This is a genomic window from Stenotrophomonas sp. 71799_Sma, from assembly GCF_056482505.1.
On record NZ_CM151202.1, the window covers coordinates 2,040,782 to 2,066,030 of the forward strand.

Genomic DNA, 25,249 nt, shown 5'->3' on the forward strand with positions numbered 1-25,249 from the left:
GGCCGTCAAGCATACTGATGGCCGCTTTGTCTCAGATGCAACCAAATGCCGGCACGTTGGCCGATGATCGCGGCAACGACTTTTTGCACCGCAGCACTTGACAGCGGCCCGGCGCACGGTGTTTTCTGTGCGTCATGGTTCTTGATGCCGCCCACGCCAGCCTGATCGCCCCCGCTACTGCGGGCCGTTCGACTGCGCCGGTCGCCACCACCACCATTACCACCACCACCGTCACCACTGCCCTGGTGCGGCCCGTCGTCTTCGTGTAACTCCCGAAAACCACGGCCCCGCACCATACAGGTGGCGGGGAAACTCGACACCTGCATGCGACGGGGCCTCCTACCGAGGTCTGCATGTCTTCCCACGCCCCCGCTCATCCCGTTGCCCCGGCCGATCTGGCTGCACCGTCCATCGTCGTGCACAAGTTCGGCGGCACCTCGGTGGCCGATGCCGAACGCTACCGCCATGTTGCCGGCCTGCTGCTGGCCCGCCCCGAATCGCTGCAGGTCACTGTCGTCTCGGCGATGAAGGGCGTCACCGACGCACTGATCGATCTGGCCCAGCTGGCAGCCAAGAGGGACGAAGGCTGGCGCGAGGCCTGGCATGCGCTGCGCGCGCGCCATCGTGGCGCCGCTGTGGCGCTGCTGGGCGAGCAGGTGGGCGAGACCGTCGAATGGATCGACGCCCGCTTCGATCAACTGGCCGACGTGCTGGCAGCGTTGGCGGTGATCGGCGAGCTGCCACGCGAAGTACTCGACCGCGTGCAGGGCCTGGGCGAAGTGTTTTCCGCGCAGCTGCTCGGCACGCACCTGCAGGCGCTGGGCGCAGACTGTGCAGTGCTGGATGCGCGCGACGTACTGGTGGTGGGGCATGGCGAACTGGGCGTGGATGTCGACTGGGAAGCCAGCGCCGACCGCCTGGCCAAGTGGCGCCTGCAGCATCCGCAGCCACGTCTGGTCGCTACCGGCTTCGTCGCCCGTGACCGTCATGACCGCATCACCACGCTCGGCCGCAACGGCAGCGATTACTCCGGCGCGATCTTCGCCGCGCTGTTCAACGCCGATGAACTGCACATCTGGACCGATGTCGACGGCGTGCTGTCGGCCGACCCGCGGCTGGTGCCCGAGGCGGTGCAGCTGGAGTCGCTGAGCTACGACGAGGCCTGCGAGCTGGCTTATTTCGGCGCCAAGGTGGTGCACCCGCAGACGATGTCGCCGGCGATCCGCCTCGGCCTGCCGATCTTCATCCGCAATACCTTCCAGCCGGCGCATCCGGGGACGCGCATCAGTGCCGAGCGCTCGCCGCGTGGGCCGGTGAAGGGCCTGACCCTGAGCCCCGGCTTGGCCCTGTTGAACCTGGAAGGCACCGGTCTGATCGGCGTGCCGGGCACTGCAGAGCGCGTATTCGCCGCCCTGCGCCAGGCGCAGGTGTCGGTGGTGATGATCTCGCAGGGTTCGTCGGAACATTCGATCTGCTGCGTGGTGCGTGCTGCTGAAGCCGGCCGTGGCCGCGAAGCGCTGCTGCATGCGTTCGCGCATGAGCTGTCGGTGGGCCAGGTGCAACGCGTGCAGGTCAGCGAGGGGGTCAGCGTGCTGGCCGCGGTCGGTGACGGCATGGCCGGCCAGCCCGGTGTGGCCGCACGTCTGTTCGAGGCGCTGGGCCGTGCGCAGGTGAACATCCTGGCGATCGCGCAGGGCTCGTCCGAACGCAACATTTCGGTGGCGGTGGACAGTGCCGATGCCACCCGCGCCCTGCGCGCCGCGCATGCCGGCTTCTGGCTGTCGCCGCAGACCTTTGCGGTCGGTGTGATCGGGCCGGGCAACGTCGGTGCCGCACTGCTGGACCAGCTGCTTGCCGCACGCCCGCAGCTGCTGGCCAAGGCCAATGTGGATCTGCGCCTGCGCGCGCTGGCCTCGCGTTCGCGCATGCGCCTGGAAGTGGATGGCCTGCACGCCGACTGGCGGGAGGCCTTGCGCGAAGCCGGCGAGTCCAGCGATCTGGATCGTTTCACCGAGCACCTGCTGGCCGCACACCTGCCGCATGCGGTGGTGATCGACTGCAGTGGCAGTGCCGAGGTGGCCGAGCGCTATGAGGGCTGGCTGGCGGCCGGCATCCATGTGGTCACCCCCAACAAACAGGCCGGTGCCGGGCCGCTGCCGCGTTACCAGCGCATCCGTGCTGCAGCGGCGGCCAGTGGCGCGCGTTTCCGCTACGAGGCCACGGTCGGCGCAGGCCTGCCGGTGATCACCACGCTGCGCGATCTGGTCGATACCGGGGACGAGGTGCTGGCGATTGAAGGCATCTTCTCCGGCACGCTGGCCTGGCTGTTCAACCGCTTCGATGGCAGCCAGCCGTTCTCGCAGCTGGTCGCGCAGGCGCGGTCGATGGGCTACACCGAGCCGGACCCGCGCGATGATCTTTCGGGCGTGGATGTGGCGCGCAAGCTGGTGATCCTGGCCCGCGAAGCCGGCCACGCGCTCAGCCTGGAACAGGTACAGGTGGAAAGCCTGGTGCCGGCGCTGCTGCGCGATGGCAGCGTGGATGAGTTCATGGCGCGGCTGGGTGAGTCTGATGCCAGCCTGCTGCAGCGCCTGCAGGACGCGCGGGCGCGGGGGGCGGTGCTGCGCTATGTGGCACGGCTGGGTGCCGACGGCGCCTCGGTCGGCCTGCAGGAACTGCCGGCCGATCATGCCTTCGCCAACCTGCGGCTGACCGACAACGTGGTCCAGTTCCGCACCCGCCGTTACTGCGACAACCCGCTGGTGGTGCAGGGGCCGGGCGCCGGCCCGGAAGTCACCGCGGCGGGTGTGTTTGCCGACCTGCTGCGGGTCGCGGCCGGTGAAGGAGCGCGCCTGTGATCGCACGTGCGTTCGCGCCTGCCTCGGTGGCCAACGTGGCGGTGGGCTTCGATATTCTCGGCCATGCCATTGCCGGCATTGGCGATACCGTGAGCGTGCGCCGCATCGATGAGCCGCTGGTGCGCATCGAGGCGATCCGCGGCAGTGCCATTGATTTGCCGCTGGATGCGGCTGGAAACACTGCGGGTGCAGCGTTGATGTCGCTGCGCGCAGGGCTGGGCCTGGACTTCGGTTTCGCGGTGGAGATCGACAAGGGCATTCCGTTCGGTTCCGGCATGGGCGGTTCGGCAGCGTCGAGTGTCGCGGCGCTGGTCGCCGCCAACGCGCTGCTGGATGTGCCGCTGTCGCGCGAGGCGCTGTATCCGTTTGCGCTGGATGGCGAGGCGGTGGCCAGTGGTGGCCGCCACGGTGACAACGTGGGGCCGCTGCTGCTGGGTGGTCTTGCGCTGTGCACGGCCGATCGGCTGCTGCCGATTCCAGTGCCGGCTACCTGGCACAGCCTGTTGGTGCATCCGCACGCGGTGCTGGAAACGCGCCGCGCACGCCAGGCGCTGCAGGGCAGCTATGCGCTGGGCGAGTTCGTGGCGCAGAGCGCGAACCTCGCGCTGGTGCTCAGTGGCTGCCATCGCAGCGATGCCGCACTGGTGCGCGCGGGACTGCGCGACGTGCTGGTGGAGCCGCGCCGGGCCGGATTGATTGCCGGCTTCGAAGCTGCCCGTGATGCGGCGCTGTCGGCCAATGCAATGGGCGCAGGCATCTCCGGTGCCGGTCCCAGCGTGTTCGCCTGGTTCGAGGATGCCGACCAGGCGCGTGCCGCCGCCACACCGGTGCAGGCGGCATTCGCCGCCGCAGGTTTTGACAGCGATGCCTGGGTGTCACCGCTGGATGCACCGGGAGCCCGCTTGTGCTGAATCCTACCCCTTTACTGGATACCGAACCCATGCAATTTGTTTCGACCCGCGGCCAGTCTCCGGCCGTTGGCCTCAGCGCGGCGATCGCCGCCGGATTGGCGCCCGATGGCGGGCTGTATGTTCCGCAGATGCTGCCGGCGCCACGTGAGCTGCAGGCCGGCGCGACGCTGGCCGATACCGCCGCCGATCTGCTGATGCCGTTCTTTGCTGGCGACGCGCTGGAGTCTGCTCTGCCATCGATCTGTCGCGACGCCTTCGACTTCCCGGTCCCGCTGCGCGCTCTCGGCGATGGTGACCACGTGCTGGAGCTGTTCCATGGACCAACCGCGGCGTTCAAGGACATCGGCGCGCGCTTCCTGGCCGGTACGCTGTCGCAGTTGCAGGCCGGCAAGGACCGCGATCTGACGATTGTCGTCGCCACCTCCGGCGACACGGGGGCTGCGGTGGCAGCGGCCTTCCATCGCCAGCCGGGCGTGCGCGTGGTGGTGCTGTATCCGGATGGCCGCGTATCTCCGCGCCAGGCGCATCAGCTCGGTTGTTTCGGCGACAACATCCAGGCCCTGCGTGTGGCGGGCGCGTTCGACGATTGCCAGGCGATGGTCAAGCAGGCACTGGCTGACCGCGAACTGCAGGCGCAGGTGCCGTTGAGCTCGGCCAACAGCATCAGCCTGGGCCGACTGCTACCGCAGATGAGCTATTACGCGCATGCGGCGTTGAGCCACTACGCGGCGCATCGTCGCCGGCTCAATCTGGTGGTGCCGACCGGCAACCTGGGCAATGCGATGGCGGCCGTGCTGGCGCGCGCGCTGGGCGTGCCGATCGGTCAGATCGTGCTGGCCACCAATGCCAATGCGGTGCTGCCGGCGTACTTCAATGGCGGCGAGTACCAGCCGCAGGCCAGTGTGGCGACGGTGGCCAATGCAATGGACGTGGGTGCGCCGAGCAACTTCGAGCGACTGCGCTGGCTCTACCACGGCGACGACGCGGAACTGCGTGCTGCGTTCCGTGCATTCGCGGTGGATGACGTGACCATCCGCGCGACGATTGCGGCAGCGCATGCCAGCCGCAGCGAGCTGTTCTGTCCGCACACGGCGACGGCGGTGAAGGTGCTGCAGGACTTGCGTGCGCGCGGTGCCAAGGGCGACTGGGCGGTGGTGGCCACGGCGCATCCGGCCAAGTTCGAGGCCGTGGTCGAGCCGTTGATCGGCGAAACGGTGGCGGTGCCGCCTGCACTGGATGCGTTGCTGCAGCGGCCGGCGCACGCCGAACCGTTGTCGGCCGATTACGCCGCATTGCGTGAGGTACTGCTGCGCTGAGCGGAGAGGGACGCGGTTGCCGGCCAGCGGCCGGCACTACCCGTGCTGCGTTATCTGGTAGTGCCGGCCGCTGGCCGGCAACCCCATGAACCGCGATGCGGTCAGATCAACCCTTCACCGGCCAGCGTACGCAGCCCATCCTCGTCGAGGATCTCCACCACGTTCAGGTGGGGCAAGGCGATCAACCCCTGCTGGCGCAGCTTGGTGAAGGTACGGCTGACCGTTTCCATGGTCAGGCCCAGATGGTCGGCGATATCGCCGCGGCCCATCGGCAGCGATACGCGCAGGCCGTCGCCACCCAGCTTGGCCTCGCGCGCGGCCAGGCGCAGCAGGAAATCGGCCAGCTTCTCGGCCGGCTGCAGGCGCGCCAGTGCCAGCGCGGCATCCTGTGCGGCATCCAGCTCCTGGCAGGCACGTTGCAGCAGCTTGCGCTCCAGGTGCGGGAAACGGCTGCGCAGGGCCTTCATCTGTGGCAGCGCGACGCGGCAGACGCGGCTGTCGGCGATGGCCTCGATGTCGTAGCGATGGTGGTCGCTGCCGCTCAGGCCCAGGTAGTCGCCGGGCAGCACGAAGCCGTTGATCTGGCGGCGGCCGTCGGCCAGGGTGCGCACCAGGCGCAGTGCGCCGCCGGTCAATGTATAGACATGGTCGCGCTCTTCACCGGTGCGGGCCAGCGTGCTGCCCATGCTGACCTGCTGCGAGACGGTGACCTGCTCCAGCGCCTGCACTTCATCGGGCGACAGCGCCGAGCACACCGCAAGGTGGCGAACCGAGCAGTGCAGGCAGTCCAGCGTGGTGCAGGACGGCGAGGCGGGATCGTTGGTGGCGGGCGGAGCGCCGGAAGGCCGTGACATGTTGCGGGGGGGGCGTATCGCGGGCGGGGAGGGCCTTATGATACTTCAAGCGGCCGTTCGACCCTGCCCGTGGCGGGGGCGCTAGAATGTCGCCCCCTCCCACGTCCCGTTCCAGCAGGAGTTCCGCCCGTGATCAAGCCCCGTACCCCGCCCGGCACCCTTGAACTGCTGCCGCGCGAGCAGATTGCGTTCCAGCGCATGCTGGACGTCATCCGCCGCAACTACGAGCGCTTCGGGTTCCTGCCGGTGGAGACGCCGGTGTTCGAGCTGTCCGACGTGCTGCTGACCAAGTCCGGTGGCGAGACCGAGCGCCAGGTGTACTTCGTGCAGTCCACCGGGGCGCTGGCGAACGCGGCCGAGTCGGGCGATCGCTCGCTGCCGGAAATGGCGCTGCGCTTCGACCTGACCGTGCCGCTGGCGCGCTACGTGGCCGAGCACGAACACGAACTGACCTTCCCGTTCCGCCGCTACCAGATGCAGCGCGTCTACCGCGGCGAGCGCGCCCAGCGCGGCCGGTTCCGCGAGTTCTACCAGTGCGACATCGATGTGATCGGCAAGGACAGCCTGAGCGTGCGGTACGACGCCGAAGTGCTGGCGGTCATCCATGCGGTGTTCTCTGAACTGCGCATCGGTGATTTCAGTATCCAGTTGAACAACCGCAAGCTGATGCGCGGCTTCTTCGAGAGCCTGGGCGTGGCCGAAGGCGAGCGCCAGCTGGCGGTGCTGCGCGAAGTGGACAAGCTGGACAAGCGCGGCGCCGATTATGTGCGCGAGACGCTGGTGGGCGAGGGCTTCAACATCCCGGCAGAACAGGTCGAGAAGATTCTGGCGTTCGTCGCCGTGCGTTCGCAGGGCCATGCCGATGCGCTGGCGCAGCTGGCGACGCTGGAAGCCGACGCCGGTTCTTCGGAGATCCTGCGCACCGGCGTCGCCGAACTGCGCGAAGTGCTGCAGCTGGTGCAGGCGCTGGGCGTGCCGGAAACCGCTTACTGCCTGAACTTCTCCATCGCGCGCGGTCTGGATTACTACACCGGCACCGTCTACGAGACCACGCTGACCGACCACCCGCAGATCGGCTCGATCTGCTCGGGCGGCCGCTACGAAGACCTGGCCAGCCACTACAGCAAGTCGAAGCTGCCGGGCGTCGGTATCTCCATCGGCCTGTCGCGCCTGTTCTGGCAGCTGCGTGAGGCCGGCCTGATCGACGGCATCGAAGCCAGCAGCGTACAGGCGCTGGTTGCACTGATGGACGAGCAGGGCATGCCGCAGTCGCTGGACATTGCCCGCCGCCTGCGTGCCGGTGGCATCAACACCGAAGTGCAGATGGAGCCGAAGAAGATCGGCAAGCAGTTCCAGTACGCGGCCAAGGCAGGCATCCGCTTCGTGGTGCTGGCGGGTGAGGATGAACTGGCGCGCGGTGTGGTTGCGGTGAAGGACCTGCTGCGCGAGCAGCAGTTCGAAGTGTCGCGCGACGAACTGGCCAGCACCCTTCTGGTGGAGCTGGAGCAGTCCAAGGCGATGGTGTGAAGCCTGCCGCCGCAGGAGTGCTGAGCGTGCTCCTGCTGGCGGGCTGCCAGAGCGACCCGGCGCTGCACAGCACGCGGATCGGTCCGGGGCAGTATCGGCTGGTGGTTGATCGCTGCCATGCGATCGACCGCGCACAGCTGGAGGACGACCTTCAGGCCCTGGCCTCGCGCAAGTGCACGGCAGGTGCGGGGGCGTTGGAAAACATTCAGTCCCGGCCGAGCCGGCAGGGCAGCCTGTTCGGCGAATGCCTGCGGCGCGGCGCGCTGCAGGCGGAGGTGCGCTGTCTGCCCTGAGTCGGGCCAGATTGTTGATTTGAAAGCAGAACGCCCGCCCTTTGGTGGGCGTTCTGCGTTTTAGGGCGAACAGCAGTCGAGCATGGCTTGTATGTTCCTCCCGGCTCCTACGCGGTATGTAGGAGCCAGGGTGGAGGGACCGTCAAGCATGCATCTGCGGATACTAGCCGACAGACGAGTCGAGCGATCCCCATCCCGCACACGAACGTCGATAAAGGATCGTACGGCCCCCAAAGGGGATCGTCGATGTAGGCAAGCTAACGTCGGTGCGGTACCACCCCAGCCCCTTAAAGATAGCTGGGAGCCGTACAAATGTCTGATTCTCTCGATATTGGCGTGGACGTGGACTCCAAGGAGTTCGTACCGGCAGTGGCCGACCGCAAGGCCGGCGACAGGATCGCCAACACCCGGGCCGGCATAGCCCAGTGGCTCAACACCTTGCCCCAGCGATGCCGGATTGGCATGGAGGCGACGGGGCGGTACTACGAGTTGTTGGCTCGGATGGCTGGCCAGGCAGGCCACGTTGTCTATGTGATCAATCCACGTCTGATCAAGCACTACGGCCGGGCGACGGGCTCGCGTGGCAAGACGGACGCCATGGACGCCGAAGCGATCGCCCGGTACGTGAAGAAGGAGAACGATCGCCTGCGTGAATACGTACCGCGTACCGATGAGCAGCAGCAGATGCACGATTTGCTGCGCAAGCGGCAGACGCTGGTAAAGACACGCGCGCGCCTGGAGCAATCCTTCGGGGTAAGCAAAAGTGCCCCCGGGGAGCTGTCAGATCTGTTCTGCGCTCTGGCTGGGACGCTGTCCGAGCTGGAAAGCGAACTGCAGCGCTTGGGTCGCGATGGAGAGCATGGCACGCTCTACAAGCGCCTGTTGACCATCCCTGGTGTCGGCCCTGCCGTCGCCGCTCACCTGATCTACTACATGACGCGCTGGCCGTTGGCCAACGCCAACGCGTGGATCGCCTGCACCGGCCTGGATCCCCGGCCTAACGAGTCTGGCGGCAGAACGGGACGGCGTCGGCTGTCCAAACAGGGCGCGCCAGTGCTGCGCCAGATGCTCTACATGGCCGCCATGGGGCTCAAGCGGTGTCGTCGGGGGCAACCGCTCTACGACGAGCTGTCAAAACGCGGTCACCCCAGCACCGCCGTCTTCAACATCCTGGCCAGAAAGCTGGCCAGGATCGCCTGGGGTGTCTTCAAAAGCGGCCGGGACTTCGATCCGGCCATGCTGAAGGTGGGTCAAGCCTGCTTCCAGCAGGCTTGACCACGAACATAGGATCTCGACTCTACAAAAGCCGGTTTCGATCCGACCCACGCCATTCTGAAAGATCGCGGGAAACTGTCGAAGGCGGGGTGGGGCCGGTGGCAGGGGTGTGAGCGGCATGGATGCCGCGACCAAGCCCCCATGGACGGGTTTACGGCGTCCCCTGCCACCGGACCCTGCCCGCCAACGCTCAGGAAACCGGCTTTTGCTGTTGCTCTGGCTCTTGCCTCTGCGGGTGCAGGGCAGCAGCCCTGCGGCCCCCTCAATCCTCGATTTGACGCACTGCGCAAGAATGCGTTAACGTACTAACGCGCTATTACATTGATGCATGGAAACGACCCCGTGAAAGCCCGCCCCGAGATTGCCGCCAAAGACCCGAAGGCCGACCTGGAAGCCCTGGCCCAAGCCTTTGCCGCCCTGCGCGAGCCGGAACAGGTCGAAGCCTTCCTGCGTGATCTGTGCACCCCGGCCGAGCTGGAAGCCATGGCTGACCGCTGGAAGGTGGTGCCGCTGCTGCAGCAGGGCGTGCCGTACCGCGAGATTCACGAGCGCACCGGCGTCAGCGTGACCACCACCGGACGGGTGGCACGCACGCTCGAGCATGGCCATCGAGGCTATGCCGCCGCCATCGACCGCCTTGCTTCGCGCTGATCCGCGCCCCGTTCCGAACTTCGAGACATCCCCCATGAGTGCAACCCAGGCAGCGCCGGCACGAGACCGGCTGCGTATCGCCATCCAGAAGAGTGGCCGGTTGGCCGAACCCGCCCGCAACCTGCTCAGCGCCTGCGGCCTGAGCTGGCGCGAGAGCCGCGACAAGCTGTTCTGCTACGGCGAATCGCTGCCGGTGGACCTGCTGCTGGTGCGCGACGACGACATCCCCGGCCTGATCGCCGACGGCGTCTGCGACCTCGGCATCGTCGGCCGCAACGAGCTGGACGAACAGGCCGCGGCACGCCGTCAGATCGGCCTGCCGGACGCCTACCAGGCGCTGCGCGGGCTGGGCTTCGGCCAGTGCCGGCTGATGCTGGCGGTGCCCGAGGAATGGCAGTGGCAGGGTCCGGCGCAGCTGGCCGGCACCCGCATCGCCACCAGCTACCCGGCCATCCTCAAGCAGTGGCTGGCCGAGCAGGGCGTGGACGCACAGGTGGTCGAGCTGTCCGGTTCGGTGGAAATCGCCCCGCGCCTGGGCACCGCCGACCTGATCTGCGATCTGGTGTCCAGCGGCGCCACCCTGCGCGCCAATCAGCTGACCCCAGTGCACAACCTGCTCGACAGCGAGGCGGTGCTGGCCGGCGCGGTGCGCGCGCCGGATGATGCACGTGCATCGCTGCGCGCGATGCTGCTGCGCCGCCTCGACGGCGTGGTTCAGCGCCAGGACCGCAAGCTGTTGATGTTCCGTGCCAGCGAGGACCGCGTCGACGCGCTGGCGCAGCTGCTGGCCGATGCCGAGCCGTTGGTGCGGTTGCCGGCCGATGGCGGTGCGCTGCGCTTGCAGACCATGTGCCCCGGCCCGCTGAGCTGGCAGCGCATGGAGGAACTCGAGCGCGCGGGTGCGCAGGGCCTGATGGTACTGAGCGTGGAGCGGTCGCTGGCATGAACCGTCTGATCTGGTCCCGACTTGATGAGGCCGCGCGCAGCGCGGCATTGACCCGCCCGGTGCAGACCGTGGCGCAGCAGACCCGTGACGCGGTGGCGGCCCTGATTGCACAGGTGCGCGCGCAGGGCGACGACGCATTGCGTGCGATTACTGCACGTTTCGACCGTGTCGAGCTGGCCTCGTTTGAAGTTTCCGAAGCCGAATTCGCCGCTGCCGAAGCCGCCGTGCCCGCCGAACTGCGACAGGCGATGGTCGAAGCCGCCGAACGCATCGCGCGCTTCCACGCCGCTGGCATGGGCAAAGGCTATGCAGTTGAAACCGCGCCGGGCGTGGTCTGCGAACGCATGTTGCGCCCGATCGGCCGGGTGGGCCTGTACGTACCGGCCGGCAGCGCGCCGTTGCCGTCCACCGCGTTGATGCTGGGCGTTCCGGCGCAGTTGGCCGGCTGCCCGCAGGTGGTGCTGTGTACGCCGCCGCGCGCCGATGGCAGCGCCGATCCGGCAGTGCTGGTGGCCGCGCGCCTGACCGGCGTGCAGCGCGTGTTCAAGCTGGGCGGCGCGCAGGCGATCGCCGCGATGGCCTATGGCACGGCCAGCATTCCGGCCTGCGACAAGCTATTCGGGCCCGGCAACAGCTTCGTCACCGAAGCCAAGCAGCAGGTCGCACAGGATGGCGCCGCCGCCATCGATATGCCGGCTGGTCCCTCCGAAGTACTGGTGATCGCCGATGCCGGCGCCAATCCGGCGTTCGTTGCCGCCGACCTGCTGTCGCAGGCCGAGCACGGTCCGGATTCGCAGGTACTGCTGCTGACCGACGACCCCGCGATGCTGGCGGCGGTCGAGGCAGCGGTGGAGCGCCAGGTGGCCCTGCTGCCGCGCCAGCAGATCGCGCGACAGGCGTTGTCGGCGTCGCGGCTGATCCAGGTCGATTCGCTGGACGAGGCCTTCGCGATCAGCAACCTCTATGCGCCCGAGCACCTGATCCTGGCCCTGCGCGATCCGCGCGCGTGGCTGGACAAGGTGCAGGCCGCCGGCTCGGTGTTCCTGGGCGATTACACCCCCGAAGCGCTGGGCGACTACTGCAGCGGCACCAATCACGTGCTGCCCACCGCCGGTGCCGCACGTGCCTACAGCGGCGTCAGCGTTGCCAGCTTCCAGAACCTGATCAGCGTACAGAGCGCCAGCGCTGCAGGATTGGCGGCAATCGGCGGCTGCGCACGCATCATCGCCAGCGCCGAAGGCTTGGATGCGCATGAGCGTGCGGTTGCGCTTCGCATGGAGGCAGCGGCATGAACGCGGCTATCGATGAGGTGCTCGCACTGGTGCGCCCCGATCTGCAGGCCTTCGCCGGCTACAGTTCGGCGCGCAGCGCGGCGGTGCAGGGCGAGGTCTGGTTGAACGCCAACGAGTCGGCCTGGGCCAATCCGGCCGACGCCGCGGGCAGCAGCCGGCGTTATCCGGAGCCGCAGCCGCTGGCGTTGCGTGAGGGCCTGGCGGCGCTGTACGGCGTGACGCCGCCGCAGCTGCTGATCGGCCGTGGCAGCGACGAAGCCATTGATCTGCTGGTGCGTGCCCTGTGCGTGCCGGGCCGCGATGGCGTGCTGGTCACGCCGCCGGTGTTTGGCATGTACGCGGTCTGCGCGCGCCTGCAGGGCGCCGCACCGATTGAAGTGCCCCTGGTGGATACCGAAGACGGCCTGCGTGCCGATCTGGATGCTGTGATCGACACGGCCAGGGCACGCAATGCCACGCTGGTGTTCCTGTGCGCACCGTCAAACCCGGCCGGCAGCGATATCACCCTGGACGAGGTCGAGCGCGTGGCGGTTGCCTTGCGTGGGCAGGCGCTGGTGGTGGTGGACGAGGCCTATGTCGAGTATGCGCAGCGCCCGTCGGCGACCACGTTGCTGGCCACGCATGCCAATCTGGCAGTGCTGCGCACGTTGTCGAAGGCGCACGCACTTGCGGCCGCGCGCATCGGCACCCTGATCGCCGCGCCGGAACTGATTACCGTACTGCGGCGCTGCCAGGCGCCGTACCCGGTGCCGACCCCGTGCGCCGAGCTGGCCGTGCAGGCGCTGCAGCCGGCCGCACTGGCACGCACCGCCGAGCGCGTAGCCACGGTCATTGCCGAGCGCGAACGCCTGTTCGCGGCGCTGCCAGGCCTGCCCGGCGTTCGTCGCGTGTACCGCTCGGCCGGCAACTACCTGCTGGTCCGCTTCGCTGATGCGCAGGCAGCGTTCGACACCTTGCTGGATGCCGGTGTGGTGGTGCGCGACCAGCGCGCCGCGCCGCAGCTGGGTGATGCACTGCGCATCAGTATCGGCAGCCCCGAAGAGAATGACCGCGTGCTTGCGGCCCTGTCGGCGCGGAGGGCCGCAGCATGACACCGATCCTGTTCATCGACCGCGACGGCACCCTCATCGAGGAGCCGTCCGATTTCCAGATCGACGCCTACGAGAAGCTGCGCTTCGTGCCGCAGGTGATCCCGGCGCTGCTGAAGCTGCGCGATGCCGGCTACCAGTTCGTGATTGTCACCAACCAGGATGGCCTCGGCAGCGACAGCTATCCGCGCGCCAGCTTCGATGGCCCCAACGACCTGATGCTGCAGATCTTCGAGAGCCAGGGGATCACCTTCCGTGACGTGCTGATCGACTGCAGCTGGCCGCAGGACAATGCGCCGACCCGCAAGCCGGGCATCGGCCTGATGACCGCCTACCTGCAGGACCGCAGCATCGACTGGGCGCGCTCGGGCATGGTCGGCGACCGCATCACCGACCTGCAGTTCGCCGACAACCTCAACATCCGTGGCTTCCAGCTGCGCACTGAACAGTTCGGTGGCGAGTGGGACTGGCCGGGCATCGCCCACGCACTGGCCGACGCGCCACGCATCGCGGTGGTCCAGCGCAACACCAAGGAGACGAAGATCCGAGTTGAACTGGATCTGGACCGTGCCGGTGATGCGCGCATCGCCACCGGACTGCCGTTCTTCGACCACATGCTGGAACAGATCGGCAAGCACGGCGGGTTCGCGCTGGACATCCAGGCCGAGGGCGACCTGCACATCGACGAGCACCACACCATCGAGGACACCGGGCTGGCGCTGGGTCAGGCCCTGCGCGAGGCGCTGGGCGACAAGCGCGGCATCGGCCGCTACGGCTTCACCCTGCCGATGGACGAGACCCTGGCCAGCGCTGCGCTGGATTTCAGCGGCCGCCCCTATTTCGTGTTCGAGGGCGAGTTCAAGCGTGAGCGCGTGGGCGATATGCCGACCGAGCTGGTGCCGCACTTCTTCCGTTCGCTGTGCGATGCCAGCGGCCTGAACCTCAACCTGCAGGTGCGCGGTGACAACGATCACCACAAGGTCGAGGCCTGCTTCAAGGCACTGGCGCGCGCGCTGCGCCCGGCATTGGCCCGCCAGGGCACGGCACTGCCGAGCACCAAGGGGGCGCTGTGAGCGACGTTGCGCTGATCGACGCCGGCGGTGCCAACCTGGGCTCGGTGCGCTACGCATTGGAGCGCCTGGGCGCGACGGTGCGGCTGGTGCGCGATGCGGACGGTCTGGTCGGTGCGCAGCGGGTGATCCTGCCCGGCGTCGGCGCCGCCGGTCCCGGCATGCAGCGCCTGCACGCACAGGGCCTGGTGGAGCTGTTGCAACGACTGGAAGTTCCGTTGATGGGCATCTGCCTGGGCATGCAGCTGCTGTTCGAGCGCTCCGAGGAGGCCGGCGTCGAGACACTGGGCTTGATTCCCGGCGTCGTGCGCAAGCTGGTGCCGGCCTGCGGCATCCGCGTGCCACACATGGGCTGGAACCGCCTGCTCCCGCTGCGCGAATCGCTGCTGCTGCGCGGTGTGCCGGAGCGCGCGAGCGCCTACTTCGTGCACAGCTATGCGGCGCCGCTCAATACCCACACCGTCGCTGCCTGCGACCACGGTGGCCTGTTCACCGCTGTGGTGGAGCAGGGGCGCTACTACGGCGCACAGTTCCATCCGGAGCGCTCCGGCGAGACCGGCTCGCTGATGCTGCGCAACTTCCTCGAGGGCACTACTGCATGAGTTTCATCGTCTACCCCGCGCTGGATATCCGCGACGGCCGCGTGGTGCGGCTGCGCCAGGGCGACTATGCGCAGGAAACCTCCTATGGCGACGATCCGCTGCCGCGCGCGCAGGCCTTTGCCGCGCAGGGTGCGCAGTGGATGCATCTGGTCGACCTGGACGCTGCGCGCGCCGGTGGCTACACGCTCGCGCCGCTGCTGGCGGATATCCGCGGGCAGACGCCATTGCGGGTGCAGACCGGTGGCGGCGTGCGCGGTCGTGATGATGTGTCGCGCATTCTCGATGCTGGTGCCAACCGCGTGGTGGTGGGTTCGCTGGCGGTGCGCCGTCCCGATGAAGTGGTCGGCTGGCTGGAAGAGTTCGGCGCCGAGCGCATCACGATTGCGCTGGACGCTCGCCAGGACGCACAGGGGCAGTGGCAGCTGCCGGTGCACGGCTGGACCGAGAACGCCGGGGTGACCCTGGATGACCTGGCCCGGCGCTACGCGCGCGCCGGCATGCGCCATCTGCTGTGCACCGACATCGCCCGCGACGGCATGCTGGCCGGGCCCAACATCAGTCTCTACCAGCACCTGTCGGCGCTGCTGCCGGGCGTGGTGGTGCAGGCCTCCGGCGGCATCCGCAACGTGGCCGATGTGGCCGAAGCGCGACGTGTGGGCTGCGGCGGTGCGATCCTCGGCAAGGCGCTGCTGGAGCAGCGCATGGACCTGGCGGAGGCGCTGGCATGTTGAGCCGACGCATCATTCCGTGCCTGGATGTGCGCGACGGTCGCGTGGTCAAGGGCGTGCGCTTCCGCGACCACGTCGACATGGGCGACATCGCCGAACTGGCCCAGCGCTATCGCGACCAGGGCGCCGACGAGCTGGTGTTCTATGACATCGGCGCCAGCCCCGAAGCGCGTTCGGTGGACGTGGCTTGGATCGAGCGCATCGCGCGGTTGATCGATATTCCGTTCTGCGTGGCCGGTGGCATCGACAGCGTGGAAACCGCGCGCCGCGTGCTGTTCGCCGGTGCCGACAAGGTGTCGATCAACTCGCCGGCGCTGGGCCGCCCGGAGCTGATCACCGAGTTGGCAGACGAGTTTGGCGTGCAATGCGTGGTGGTCGGTGTCGATTCGGTTCGCGAGGCGGATGGCCAGTGGCGGGTGCGCCGTTTCAGCGGCGACCCGGGCAAGACCCAAGCGGTGGCGCTGCGCACGCTGGACTGGATTGTCGAAGCACAACGGCGTGGCGCTGGCGAGATCGTGCTGAACTGCATGGACAGCGATGGCGTGCGCCGTGGCTACGATGTCGTGCAGCTGCAGCAGGCGCGGGCCCTGTGCCAGGTGCCGCTGATCGCCTCGGGCGGTGCCGGCGCGATGGAGCACTTCGCCGAGGCCTTCGACCAGGCCGACGTCGACGGCGCGTTGGCGGCCAGTGTGTTCCACAGCGGCGCCATCGCTATTCCAGAATTGAAGCGCTACCTGCGCGGACAGCAGATCGAGGTGCGGGATGTCTATTGAAGTGAGGCCGTCGCTGGATGCGCTGCAGGCGCTGGACTGGGGCAAGGGCGACGGCCTGTTGCCGGCGGTGGTGCAGGATGCCGATACCCTGCAGGTGCTGATGCTCGGCTATGTCAGTGCCGAGTCATTGGCGGCCACGCTGGCCATCGGCCACATGACCTTCTTCAGCCGCAGCAAGCAGCGGTTGTGGACCAAGGGTGAGCAGTCCGGCAACGTGCTGGTGGTGCAGTCGATCCGTGTCGACTGCGATGCCGACACCCTGCTGGTGATGGCACGCCCGGCAGGGCCAACCTGCCACACCGGTGCCGAGAGCTGTTTCGACCAGGCGCCAAAGGACTTCTTGGGCGGGCTGGGCCAGCTGGTGGCGATGCGCGAAGCGCAGCGTCCGCCGGGCAGCTATACGACCAGCCTGTTCGAGGGCGGCATCCGCCGCATCGCGCAGAAGGTGGGCGAGGAGGGCGTGGAGACCGCATTGGCCGCCGTGGCGCAGGATGACGAGGCGTTGCTGGGCGAGGCCTCGGACCTGCTGTATCACCTGCTGGTGCTGCTGCGCGCGCGCGGGCTGTCGCTGGATGATGCGCGGGCGGTGCTGGAAAAGCGCCATCGTTGAGGAACGGTAGTGCCGGCCTCTGGCCGGCAACCTCATGATCGTCGGGCATCGGCTGGATGCCGGCCAGCGGCCGGCACTACCGGCAATGCGCCACCGCGTGCGCGATGTCATCAACGGAATCTACAATAGGCGGTCTTTCTTTCCCGGACCGCCCATGAAACTGCCTGCCGCCTGGCTGTGCTGCCTGTTGCTGACCTCGCCGGCCTGGGCCGCGGATACCGTGGTCAGCGGCAAGGTCTATCTGGAGCGCGACGGCAGGCCCGGGCGGGGTGCGACCGATCCGGGTCTGGCCGGGGTGCAGGTTTCCAACGGCGAGACCATCGTCAAGACGGCCGCCGACGGCAGCTACAGCCTGCCGGTGCGCGACGGCCAGACCGTATTCGTGATCAAGCCCGATGCCTACGCCTTCCCGAAGGCGACCGACGGCCTGCCGTCGTTCTGGCGCCACTACCGCCCGAATGGCTCGCCCGCACTGAAGTACGGTGGCATCGCCGCCACCAGCGATATCACCCGCAACTGGGATTTCGCGCTGCAGGCGGACCGCCATGACAGCCGCCGTGGTTTCCAGATGCTGGTGTTCACCGATTCGCAGACCGCCAGCCTGAAGGACATCGGCTACTACCAGCAGTCGATCGTGGCGCCGCTGGTTGGCCAGACCAGGGCGCGCATGGGCACCACCCTGGGTGACATCGTCAACGATGACCTGACCCTGTACCCGGCGATCAACAAGGTCACCACCGCGCTCGGCTTGCCGTGGTTCCACGTGCCGGGCAACCACGACCTCGACTTCGATGCGGCCAGCGATGAGCATTCGCTGGACAGCTGGCGCAACATCTACGGCCCGGACACCTACGCGGTGGAAGAGGGCGGCGCCAGTTTCGTGTTCCTGGACGACGTGGTGTATGACCCCAAGGCTAAGCCGAAGTATGTCGGTGGCCTGCGCGAAGACCAGTTCGCTTTCCTCGCCAGCTACCTGAAGGGCCTGCACAAGGACCGCCTGCTGGTGCTGGGCATGCACATCCCGCTGTTCGACGCGGCGCCGGGGCGCGAGACCTTCCGTCACGCCGACCGCCAGCGCCTGTTCGACCTGCTGAAGGACTTCCGCAACGTGCTGGTGCTCAGCGGCCACAGCCACACCCAGCAGCACGTCTACCACGGCAAGGCCGAGGGCTGGAACGGTGACAAGCCGCTGCACGAATACAACGTCGGTGCCAACTGTGGTGCGTTCTGGTCGGGCGTCAAGAATGCCGCCGGCGTGCCGGACAGCACCATGAGCGATGGCACACCGAAGGGTTATGCGCTGCTCGACGTGGCCGGCAACGGCAGCTACAAGCTGCAGTACCGCGTGGCCGGCCAGCCGGCCACCGAGCAGATCGGCCTGCATGCACCCAAGGTGCTGCGCCAGGGCGCCTACCCGGCCTGGGGCATCTATGCCAACGTCTACATGGGCGAGGACGCGAGCGTGGTCGAGTACCGCGTGGATGGCGGCGCCTGGCAGCCGATGAAGCAGGTCAGCCAGCCCGATCCGCGCCTGATGGTGGAGAACGTGGCCGATGATCTGGCCAGCAGCCTGCGTGGCTACGATCGCTCGCCGGAGGCCACTGCATCGCCGCACCTGTGGCGCGGCGCGTTGCCGACCGATCTGGCGGTGGGCAGCCACAAGGTCGAGGTACGCTCCACCCAGCCTGATGGTGCAGTGTTCACCGCCACCACCAGCTACAGCCTGCAGACTGCCCAGCCCTGATCCAGGGCGCCGCTGCCCAACGCGAAAGGACCCCGCATGGATATCCGCTTCATGGCCGGCACCACGCCGGTGACCCTCAGCCGCCACTGGTTCACCGGCGCGATGCTGCTGCAGAGCGCCACCGAGAAGGTCTGGGTGCAGCACCCGCTGCATCCGGGCACCCACTTCTCGTTCTCGCTGGTACAGTCGTGGCTGCGTCACATCGCCGGCCACGAAGTGCTGGTCGAGCGCACCCGGCCGCTGCTGTTTGCCGGCTTCCGCCCGCAGCGGCTGCGCGTGCTGGTGGATGGTGTGCAGGTGGCCGAACAGGAAGGCATGTAGGCCAACCTGAACCATCGGCGTGCTAGGCAAAGCCGCCCCGATGCCTGAGAATCGGGGCGATTCAATCGATCCAAGCAGGCCAGCGTGACCATCGCAGCAGCGTCCCCGGTTTCCTCCGACTCCGCCCGCGGCGGTCTTCCGCGCCATCTGGTCGTTGCCGATGTCGGCGGCACCTTCGCCCGCCTGGCCTTGGCTGAGACCCAACCCGGCCACGCGCCGCTGCTGGGCAGCCATCGCACCTATGCCTGCGCCGAGCATCCCAGCCTGGCCGCGATCCTGGCCGATTTCACCGCAGGCCTTGGCCAGCCGGTGCAGACCGCGGTGGTCGCCATCGCCGGCCTGCTCGATGGCGATGTGCTGATCAATGCCAACCTGCCGTGGACAGTCTCGCTGTCGACCACGCGCGAACAGTCCGGCCTGCGCGAACTGCAGCTGATCAATGATTTCGAAGCGGTGGCGCTGGCCATCCCGTACCTGCAGCCGGAAACCCTGGTCCCACTGAATGGCGACGCCGATCCGGCGCAGGCCTTTCCGGCGCTGGTGCTGGGTGCCGGTACCGGCCTGGGCGCCGCGCTGCGTTTCGCCGATGGCGAGCGCCCGGTGCTGGCCAGCGAGATCGGTCATGCCGCGCTCGGCGCCGGCAACGCGCTGGAACTGCAGGTGCTGGGCAAGTTGCTGCAGCGCTGGGCGCACGTGGACAACGAGCGCGTGCTGTCCGGCAGTGGCCTGATGAACCTGTATCCGTGCCTGTGCGAACTGCGCGGCGTCACCCCGGTGTGGACCAGCACCGAGGCGTTGATCGGCGCGGCGCGCAGCGCCGAGGATGCACTGGCGGTGGAAACGCTGCAGGTCTTCTGTGCCTGGCTGGGCAGCCTGGCCGGCGACGCGGCGATCGCCGTCGGCGCGCGTTCGGTGTACCTGGCCGGGGGCATTTCCGCGCATGTGCAGGATTTCCTGGCCGATGGCCGCTTCCGTGAGCGCTTCCTCAACAAGGGCGTGCTGACCGAAGTGCTGCGCCAGGTGCCGGTATGGCGCGTGGAGCACGGCCAGCTGGGCGTGCTCGGTGCAGCGGTCTGGCACGCCGCACGGCAGCCCATGCACGACTGATCGGCAGGGCCGGCATCGGGCCGGCCGTGCATTGCAGACTGGGAGGGGACGATGGTGGATCGCAGGCAGTTCCTGCAGGCCGGTGCACTGGCCGCAGGCATGGCGGCTTTGCCGGGCGTGCAGGCGCGCACGCAGGGTGGGGCCAAGGTGGTTTCGACCTGGGACTTCGGCGTGCCGGCCAACCAGGCCGCATGGAAAGTACTGGCGCAGGGTGGCAGCGCACTGGATGCGGTGGAAGCAGGCGCACGCTGGGCCGAGAGCGAGCTGTGCAACCCCACCGTCGGCCATTGCGGCAATCCGGATCGCGACGGCGTGCTGAGCCTGGACGCGAGCATCATGGATGGCGATGGCCGTTGTGGTGCGGTGGCGGCGCTGGTCGACATCCTGCATCCGGTGTCGGTGGCGCGCAAAGTGATGGAGAACAGCCCGCACGTGCTGCTGGTGGGCGAGGGCGCGCAGCAGTTCGCGGTGCAGCAGGGCTTCGAACGCAAGCACCTGCTGACGCCGCAGGCCGAAGCGGCCTGGCGCGAGTGGCTGAAGACCGAGAAGTACCAGCCACAGATCAATGCCGAGCGCCGCGGTATTCCCGGCAACAGCGACAACCACGACACCATCGGCATGCTGGCGCTGGATGCCAAGGGCCATCTGGCCGGTGCCTGCACCACCAGCGGCATGGCGTGGAAACTGCACGGTCGCGTTGGCGACAGTCCGATCATCGGTGCCGGCCTGTACGTCGACAACGAAGTGGGCGCGGCCACTGCTTCGGGCGTGGGTGAAGAGATGATCCGCAACGCCGCCTCGTTCCTGGTGGTCGAGCTGATGCGCCAGGGGCGCTCGCCGGCGCAGGCCTGCCGCGAAGCGATCGACCGCGTGGTGCGCAAGCGCCCGGAAGCGAGCAAGACACTGCAGGTCTGCTTCCTGGCCATGAACAAGCAGGGCGAGGTCGGCGCTTACGCGCTGCATCGCGGCTTTGTCTACGCGGTCTGCGATGGGCAGCGCCAGGATGACCTGCGCGACTCGCCATCGATCTACACGAGCACCCAGACGTGAGCACGCGGCTCACCCTGGAGATCGCCAGTAATTCGCTGGCATCGGCGCTGGCCGCGCAGGCCGGCGGTGCCGACCGCATCGAGCTGTTCGACAACCTGGCCGAAGGCGGCACCACACCGTCGTTCGCCAGCATTGCGATTGCCCGCGAACGCCTGTCGATTCCGCTGTTCGTGCTGGTGCGGCCGCGCCCGGGCGACTTCCACTACGACGGGCTGGAAGCCGAACTGATGCTGCGTGACATCGCGCAGTGCCGCGCACTGGGCTGCGATGGCGTGGTGATCGGCGCGCTGGATGTACAGGGCGGGATCGACGTGGCGCTGTGCCGCGAGCTGGTGCAGGCTGCCGGGCCGTTGCAGGTGACCTTCCACCGTGCCTTCGATGCCGCCCGCGATCTGCCGGCGGCGCTGGAGCAGGTGATCGGGCTGGGTTGCCAGCGCGTGCTGACCTCGGGCGGTCAGGTCAGTGCCGAGGCGGGTGCCGATGTGCTGGCAGGCCTCGTTACCCAGGCAGCAGGCCGCATTACGGTGATGGCTGGTGCCGGATTGGCACCGGGCAACATCGCTACCGTGGCAAGGCAGACCGGCTGCACCGAACTGCACGCCTCGGCCAAGGGCCTGCGGCGCTCGGCCATGCAGTTCCAGAACCCGGCTTTGCGAGGGCTGGACCCGGACTGGAGCCAGACCGCCACCGCCACCGTAGCCGCGCTGCGGCAGGCGCTGGACGCCTGATCGCAAGCCCCGGGTCGGATCCCTTCGCAGAAGGGCTCTGACTCCATCTGGATGCAGTCGGGTCAGGGCCCCTCCTTGAGGGGATCCGACCCCGTATGCCGGCCCGCCACGGACAAAATAGTTCCGCGCACGATTGTCGCGATCGTGTCATCGACGTGTGCGCCGTCTTCTCAGCGATGTTTCGCAACCCGTTGATTGTTTTGGATACCTGCAGCCGATAACGGCATTACGCCACGTGTTGCTGCGTCGCCGCATGCCGGGCGTGGTTCAGCTGTGCTTTAGTTTGGATCGATCCACAGGGGAGGGTGTCGGGACGGTCTTGAACCGATCCAGGTGCCCGGATCAGCCGTAGTGCCGCGCCACCACCCGTCCGTGCGTCCACACTTTCGAAGAGCAACCACCCATGGCTCAGATCGTCCGCAAGCGTCGTCATCTGCTGTCCCAGGCCCTGGTCCTGGCCCTGTTGCCCCTGGCGGCCAGCGCGCAGGAGGCCGCCAGTTCGTCCACCAAGGATCTCGACGCGGTCACCGTCACCGGTTCGCGCATCAAGCGCGCCAGCGTTGAAGGCCCGGCGCCGGTCAACGTGATCACCGCCGCACAGATCCAGAAGGAAGGCTTCGTCAGCGTTTACGACGCACTGAAGACGCTCACTGAAGCCACCGGTACCGTCGAGGCGGCCTCGCAGTGGGGTTCGCACACGCCCAATGCCAGCGGCCTGAACCTGCGCGGGATGGGCCCGAACCGTTCGCTGCTGCTGGTCAACGGGCGTCGCGTAGCGGACTACCCGCTGCCCTACGGCGGCGAAACCAACTTCTCCAACTACGGCAACATTCCCGCTGCCGCGGTGGAGCGCATCGAAGTGCTGACCGGTGGCGCCTCGGCCATCTATGGCTCGGATGCGATCGCCGGCGTGGTCAACGTCATCCTGAAGACGAACTACGACGGCGACGAAGTGCGCGTGCGCGGCGGCACCTCCACCGAAGGCGGTCGCGATACCTGGGATCTGTCCTGGGCCGGCGGCAAGACCGGCGACAACTGGAGCGTGACCTACGCGCTGCAGTACACCAAGCGCGATCCGCTGTTCGGCCGTGACCGTCCGCAGATGGACGATGCCGACGATGCGCCGTACCCGTCCTGGAACATGGAACAACGCAAGGTCGGCTTCCGTCCCACCGCCGGCCTGGCGCTGATCGATCCCACCACCGGCCAGCGCCTGGCGCCGCCCACCGGCACCTGCGAGAAGTTCGACGGGGAGTACTACACCGCCGATCGCCTGGTCTACAACTACGCCGCCAACACCATCACCAACACCGGCCGCCTGTGCGGCATGAGCGCCGACTACGCCAACTGGCTGCTCACCGGCGGTGCCGAGAACGTGTCCGGCAACCTGTATGCCACCTTCGATTTCAGCAACGACCTGCAGGCCTGGACCAACCTGGCGGTATACCGTTCCGAAGCGATCTGGGGCACCAATCCGCCCGGCGTGTCGCTGATCGACGATGACAACGGCTACTACTGGGATGCCAACCGCAATCGCCCGATCCTCGGCGTGCGCCAGTTCACCCCGAACGAGGTGGGCGGCCTGGATACGCTGCGCAACACCAACCGTGAACTGTCCTGGGACTGGAGTGCGGGCCTGCGTGGTCGCCTGGCCGATCGCTTCGACTGGAGCGCCACGGTGGGGCGTTCCTACTACCGCGTTGAAGAGCGGCAGAACGTGGTCGACAAGCAGAAGTCGTACGACTATTTCCTCGGCCCGAAGCTGGGCACTACCGCCGACGGCGAGGCGATCTATGCGTTGAACGAATCGCGCTGGTGGAACCCGCTGACGCCGGATCAGTACTGGCAGATGGGCACCGTGGCGAAGAACCGTGCGTCCTCATGGGTCAATCAGGCTTCGGCGGATATCACCGGCGAGTTGTTCCAGGGCTGGGCCGGCCCGATCTCGTTCGCGGCGGTGGCCGAAGTCGCGCAGCAGGGCTACCACCTCAGTCCGGATCCGCGCGCCGGCATCGACTTCGACCTGCAGAACGTCGATCGCGGTGGCGGCGAGCGCACCCGCTATTCGGCCGGTGTCGAGTTCAAGATTCCGCTGCTGGAAAGCGTGACCGCCACTGCGGCCGCGCGCTATGACCGCTATGGCAGCTACAAGGCTGACAACAGCGGCGAAGCGCTGGACATCGGCAGCCAGAAGGAGACCACCTGGAATGTCGGCCTGGAATGGCGCCCGGTGGAGTCGCTGCTGGTGCGCGGCTCCTATGCCACCAGCTTCCATGCGCCGGACATGCACTACCTGCTGGGCCAGCCCAGCAGCTCCGAAGTGCAGACCTATGACCGCCTGCGCTGCATCCAGAGCGGCGCGTACCTGGTCAACAACTGTGGCGTGGGCAATACCGATGTCTGGTACACGTTCGACGTGAACCGGCGTGGCACGCCGCTGCTGCGCTCGGAGACCGGTGATTCGTGGACGGTCGGTTTCGTCTGGGACGTGATGCCCAATCTGTCGGTCAGTGCCGACTACTGGGCAATCAAGCTGGAAGACATGATCGTCGACGTTGGCGCCGACGAGGTGCTGGCCAGCGAAGCGGGCTGCCTGACCGGCAAGAACATGGACGGTACGCCGTGGGCCAATCCGGCCGGTGGCGAGTATTGCGCTGGCATCCTGGCCCGCGTGAACCGTGACAGCAATGGTCGCCTGGTATCGATTGAACGTGGCCCGTTCAACCTGGCCAGCCGCGAAGTGCGCGGCATCGACCTGACCGCACGCTATCGCCTTGAAACCGCGCAGTGGGGCAGCTTCCAGCTCGGCCTTAACTACACCAACCAGATCTCAACCAAGGAACAGCGCTACGCCAACGATCCGAATCCGGAACGCCGCGATCGCGACCTGCGCAGCAAGCTGCGTGCAAGCCTGGCCTGGCAGCGCGGCAACTGGAACGCCAATGTCTATGCCGATCGCATCGGTTCGGTGCCGGGCGTGCGCTATCACTGGGGCACCGATCGCCTGAACAATCCTGGCGGCTGCCTGCCGTTCGCCGATGGTTACGTGCCCAGCGACAGCCCGTCGCTCAACTGCCTGGAGCCGGCGACGCGTCCGGACGGCTCGCCGAATCCGAATCCCAACGCCGGCCAGCAGACGGCGCGCTACTACGGGCGGGTCGGGCCGTTCATCACCTGGAACTTCAACGTGGGCTACCAGGTGACCGAGCACGCCAAGGTCAACGTCTACGTCAACAACGCGTTCAACTCGGCCAGCTGGAACCACAAGGACCCGTACAAGCTGGACTACGATTTCGCCCCGACCCGCCTGCTCGGCGCGGTTGGCCGCGAGTTCGCGTTGGAGTACGTGTTCACCTTCTGAGGCGGACAGCGGGGGCGTCGGGCCTTGATCCGCAAGGCGCCCCCGTCCGCCCGGTAGATCCACGCCATGCGTGGATGAATCCCTTCATGAACCCCGGGGTGGCTGGATTTGACCTTCCCACGATGGCAAGGTTTAGCCTGTCCG

23 protein-coding genes are annotated in these 25,249 nt (G+C 67.6%); 21 read left to right on the top strand and 2 right to left on the bottom strand.

Annotated elements, in window-relative coordinates:
* Positions 1–5 precede the first annotated feature (5 nt).
* A complete protein-coding gene (locus tag ACZK4Z_RS09550; RefSeq protein ID WP_162489745.1) occupies positions 6–326 on the bottom strand; it encodes a hypothetical protein in 321 nt (106 codons plus the stop codon).
* A 27-nt stretch (positions 327–353) separates the two neighbouring features.
* Here ACZK4Z_RS09550 and thrA point away from each other — a divergent pair, with 27 nt between their 5' ends.
* The 3 genes from thrA to thrC are packed head-to-tail and all read left to right on the top strand — an operon-like array spanning position 354 to position 5,085.
* The gene (gene thrA, locus ACZK4Z_RS09555) at positions 354–2,858 is read left to right on the top strand and encodes a bifunctional aspartate kinase/homoserine dehydrogenase I (protein ID WP_478451472.1); all 2,505 of its coding nucleotides are present in this window, start codon (positions 354–356) and stop codon (positions 2,856–2,858) included.
* A complete protein-coding gene (locus tag ACZK4Z_RS09560; protein ID WP_478451473.1) occupies positions 2,855–3,769 on the top strand; it encodes a homoserine kinase in 915 nt (304 codons plus the stop codon). Before thrA ends, ACZK4Z_RS09560 begins: the two co-directional genes overlap by 4 nt.
* A 29-nt stretch (positions 3,770–3,798) precedes the next feature.
* Positions 3,799–5,085, top strand: coding sequence for a threonine synthase (gene thrC / locus ACZK4Z_RS09565; protein WP_478451474.1), 1,287 nt, complete (start codon positions 3,799–3,801; stop codon positions 5,083–5,085).
* A 101-nt stretch (positions 5,086–5,186) separates the two neighbouring features.
* Here thrC and ACZK4Z_RS09570 read toward each other — a convergent pair whose 3' ends face one another.
* A complete protein-coding gene (locus ACZK4Z_RS09570; RefSeq protein ID WP_032127414.1) occupies positions 5,187–5,939 on the bottom strand; it encodes a Crp/Fnr family transcriptional regulator in 753 nt (250 codons plus the stop codon).
* 129 nt (positions 5,940–6,068) lie between these two features.
* On the opposite strand from ACZK4Z_RS09570, the gene hisS reads away from it, so the two are divergent.
* The 18 genes from hisS to ACZK4Z_RS09660 all read left to right on the top strand — a co-directional run bounded on the left by hisS (position 6,069) and on the right by ACZK4Z_RS09660 (position 25,105).
* Entirely contained in the window at positions 6,069–7,466 is a 1,398-nt protein-coding gene (hisS, locus tag ACZK4Z_RS09575; RefSeq protein WP_014037003.1) for a histidine--tRNA ligase, read from the top strand.
* Between the two features lie 26 nt (positions 7,467–7,492).
* Positions 7,493–7,759: a hypothetical protein gene (locus ACZK4Z_RS09580; RefSeq protein WP_478451476.1), complete on the top strand. Its 267-nt coding sequence runs from the start codon at positions 7,493–7,495 to the stop codon at positions 7,757–7,759.
* A 312-nt stretch (positions 7,760–8,071) separates the two neighbouring features.
* Complete coding sequence (locus ACZK4Z_RS09585; protein WP_182266802.1) at positions 8,072–9,034, top strand: IS110 family transposase; 963 nt, start codon at positions 8,072–8,074, stop codon at positions 9,032–9,034.
* Between the two features lie 342 nt (positions 9,035–9,376).
* A complete protein-coding gene (locus tag ACZK4Z_RS09590) occupies positions 9,377–9,685 on the top strand; it encodes a YerC/YecD family TrpR-related protein (protein ID WP_088025802.1) in 309 nt (102 codons plus the stop codon).
* A gap of 34 nt (positions 9,686–9,719) precedes the next feature.
* Positions 9,720–10,631: an ATP phosphoribosyltransferase gene (gene hisG, locus ACZK4Z_RS09595; protein ID WP_032129944.1), complete on the top strand. Its 912-nt coding sequence runs from the start codon at positions 9,720–9,722 to the stop codon at positions 10,629–10,631.
* Positions 10,628–11,923, top strand: coding sequence for a histidinol dehydrogenase (gene hisD, locus ACZK4Z_RS09600; RefSeq protein ID WP_478451477.1), 1,296 nt, complete (start codon positions 10,628–10,630; stop codon positions 11,921–11,923). The genes hisG and hisD overlap by 4 nt, the downstream gene beginning before the upstream one ends.
* Complete coding sequence (gene hisC, locus ACZK4Z_RS09605) at positions 11,920–13,014, top strand: histidinol-phosphate transaminase (protein WP_478451478.1); 1,095 nt, start codon at positions 11,920–11,922, stop codon at positions 13,012–13,014. Before hisD ends, hisC begins: the two co-directional genes overlap by 4 nt.
* Positions 13,011–14,084, top strand: a complete 1,074-nt coding sequence (gene hisB / locus ACZK4Z_RS09610; RefSeq protein WP_478451479.1) for a bifunctional histidinol-phosphatase/imidazoleglycerol-phosphate dehydratase HisB — start codon at positions 13,011–13,013, stop codon at positions 14,082–14,084. The genes hisC and hisB overlap by 4 nt, the downstream gene beginning before the upstream one ends.
* Positions 14,081–14,683 (top strand): imidazole glycerol phosphate synthase subunit HisH, encoded by a 603-nt coding sequence (gene hisH, locus ACZK4Z_RS09615; protein ID WP_478451481.1) that lies wholly within the window; start codon positions 14,081–14,083, stop codon positions 14,681–14,683. The genes hisB and hisH overlap by 4 nt, the downstream gene beginning before the upstream one ends.
* Positions 14,680–15,414 carry a 1-(5-phosphoribosyl)-5-[(5-phosphoribosylamino)methylideneamino]imidazole-4-carboxamide isomerase gene (hisA, locus tag ACZK4Z_RS09620; RefSeq protein ID WP_478451482.1) on the top strand — a complete coding sequence of 245 codons (735 nt, stop codon included), beginning with the start codon at positions 14,680–14,682 and terminating at the stop codon, positions 15,412–15,414. The genes hisH and hisA overlap by 4 nt, the downstream gene beginning before the upstream one ends.
* On the top strand, positions 15,408–16,184 hold the full coding sequence (gene hisF, locus ACZK4Z_RS09625) for an imidazole glycerol phosphate synthase subunit HisF (RefSeq protein ID WP_478451483.1): 777 nt from the start codon (positions 15,408–15,410) through the stop codon (positions 16,182–16,184). The genes hisA and hisF overlap by 7 nt, the downstream gene beginning before the upstream one ends.
* The gene (gene hisIE / locus ACZK4Z_RS09630; protein ID WP_075674606.1) at positions 16,174–16,794 is read left to right on the top strand and encodes a bifunctional phosphoribosyl-AMP cyclohydrolase/phosphoribosyl-ATP diphosphatase HisIE; all 621 of its coding nucleotides are present in this window, start codon (positions 16,174–16,176) and stop codon (positions 16,792–16,794) included. The genes hisF and hisIE overlap by 11 nt, the downstream gene beginning before the upstream one ends.
* A gap of 154 nt (positions 16,795–16,948) precedes the next feature.
* Entirely contained in the window at positions 16,949–18,538 is a 1,590-nt protein-coding gene (locus tag ACZK4Z_RS09635; RefSeq protein ID WP_478451485.1) for a calcineurin-like phosphoesterase C-terminal domain-containing protein, read from the top strand.
* 36 nt (positions 18,539–18,574) lie between these two features.
* Entirely contained in the window at positions 18,575–18,859 is a 285-nt protein-coding gene (locus ACZK4Z_RS09640) for a hypothetical protein (RefSeq protein ID WP_005409434.1), read from the top strand.
* An 84-nt stretch (positions 18,860–18,943) separates the two neighbouring features.
* Positions 18,944–19,966, top strand: coding sequence for a glucokinase (locus ACZK4Z_RS09645; RefSeq protein ID WP_478451486.1), 1,023 nt, complete (start codon positions 18,944–18,946; stop codon positions 19,964–19,966).
* A gap of 51 nt (positions 19,967–20,017) precedes the next feature.
* Positions 20,018–21,016: a glycosylasparaginase gene (locus tag ACZK4Z_RS09650; protein ID WP_478451487.1), complete on the top strand. Its 999-nt coding sequence runs from the start codon at positions 20,018–20,020 to the stop codon at positions 21,014–21,016.
* A complete protein-coding gene (locus tag ACZK4Z_RS09655; protein WP_049424717.1) occupies positions 21,013–21,744 on the top strand; it encodes a copper homeostasis protein CutC in 732 nt (243 codons plus the stop codon). The genes ACZK4Z_RS09650 and ACZK4Z_RS09655 overlap by 4 nt, the downstream gene beginning before the upstream one ends.
* A 403-nt stretch (positions 21,745–22,147) precedes the next feature.
* Positions 22,148–25,105, top strand: coding sequence for a TonB-dependent receptor plug domain-containing protein (locus ACZK4Z_RS09660; protein ID WP_279912696.1), 2,958 nt, complete (start codon positions 22,148–22,150; stop codon positions 25,103–25,105).
* Positions 25,106–25,249: the final 144 nt, after the last annotated feature.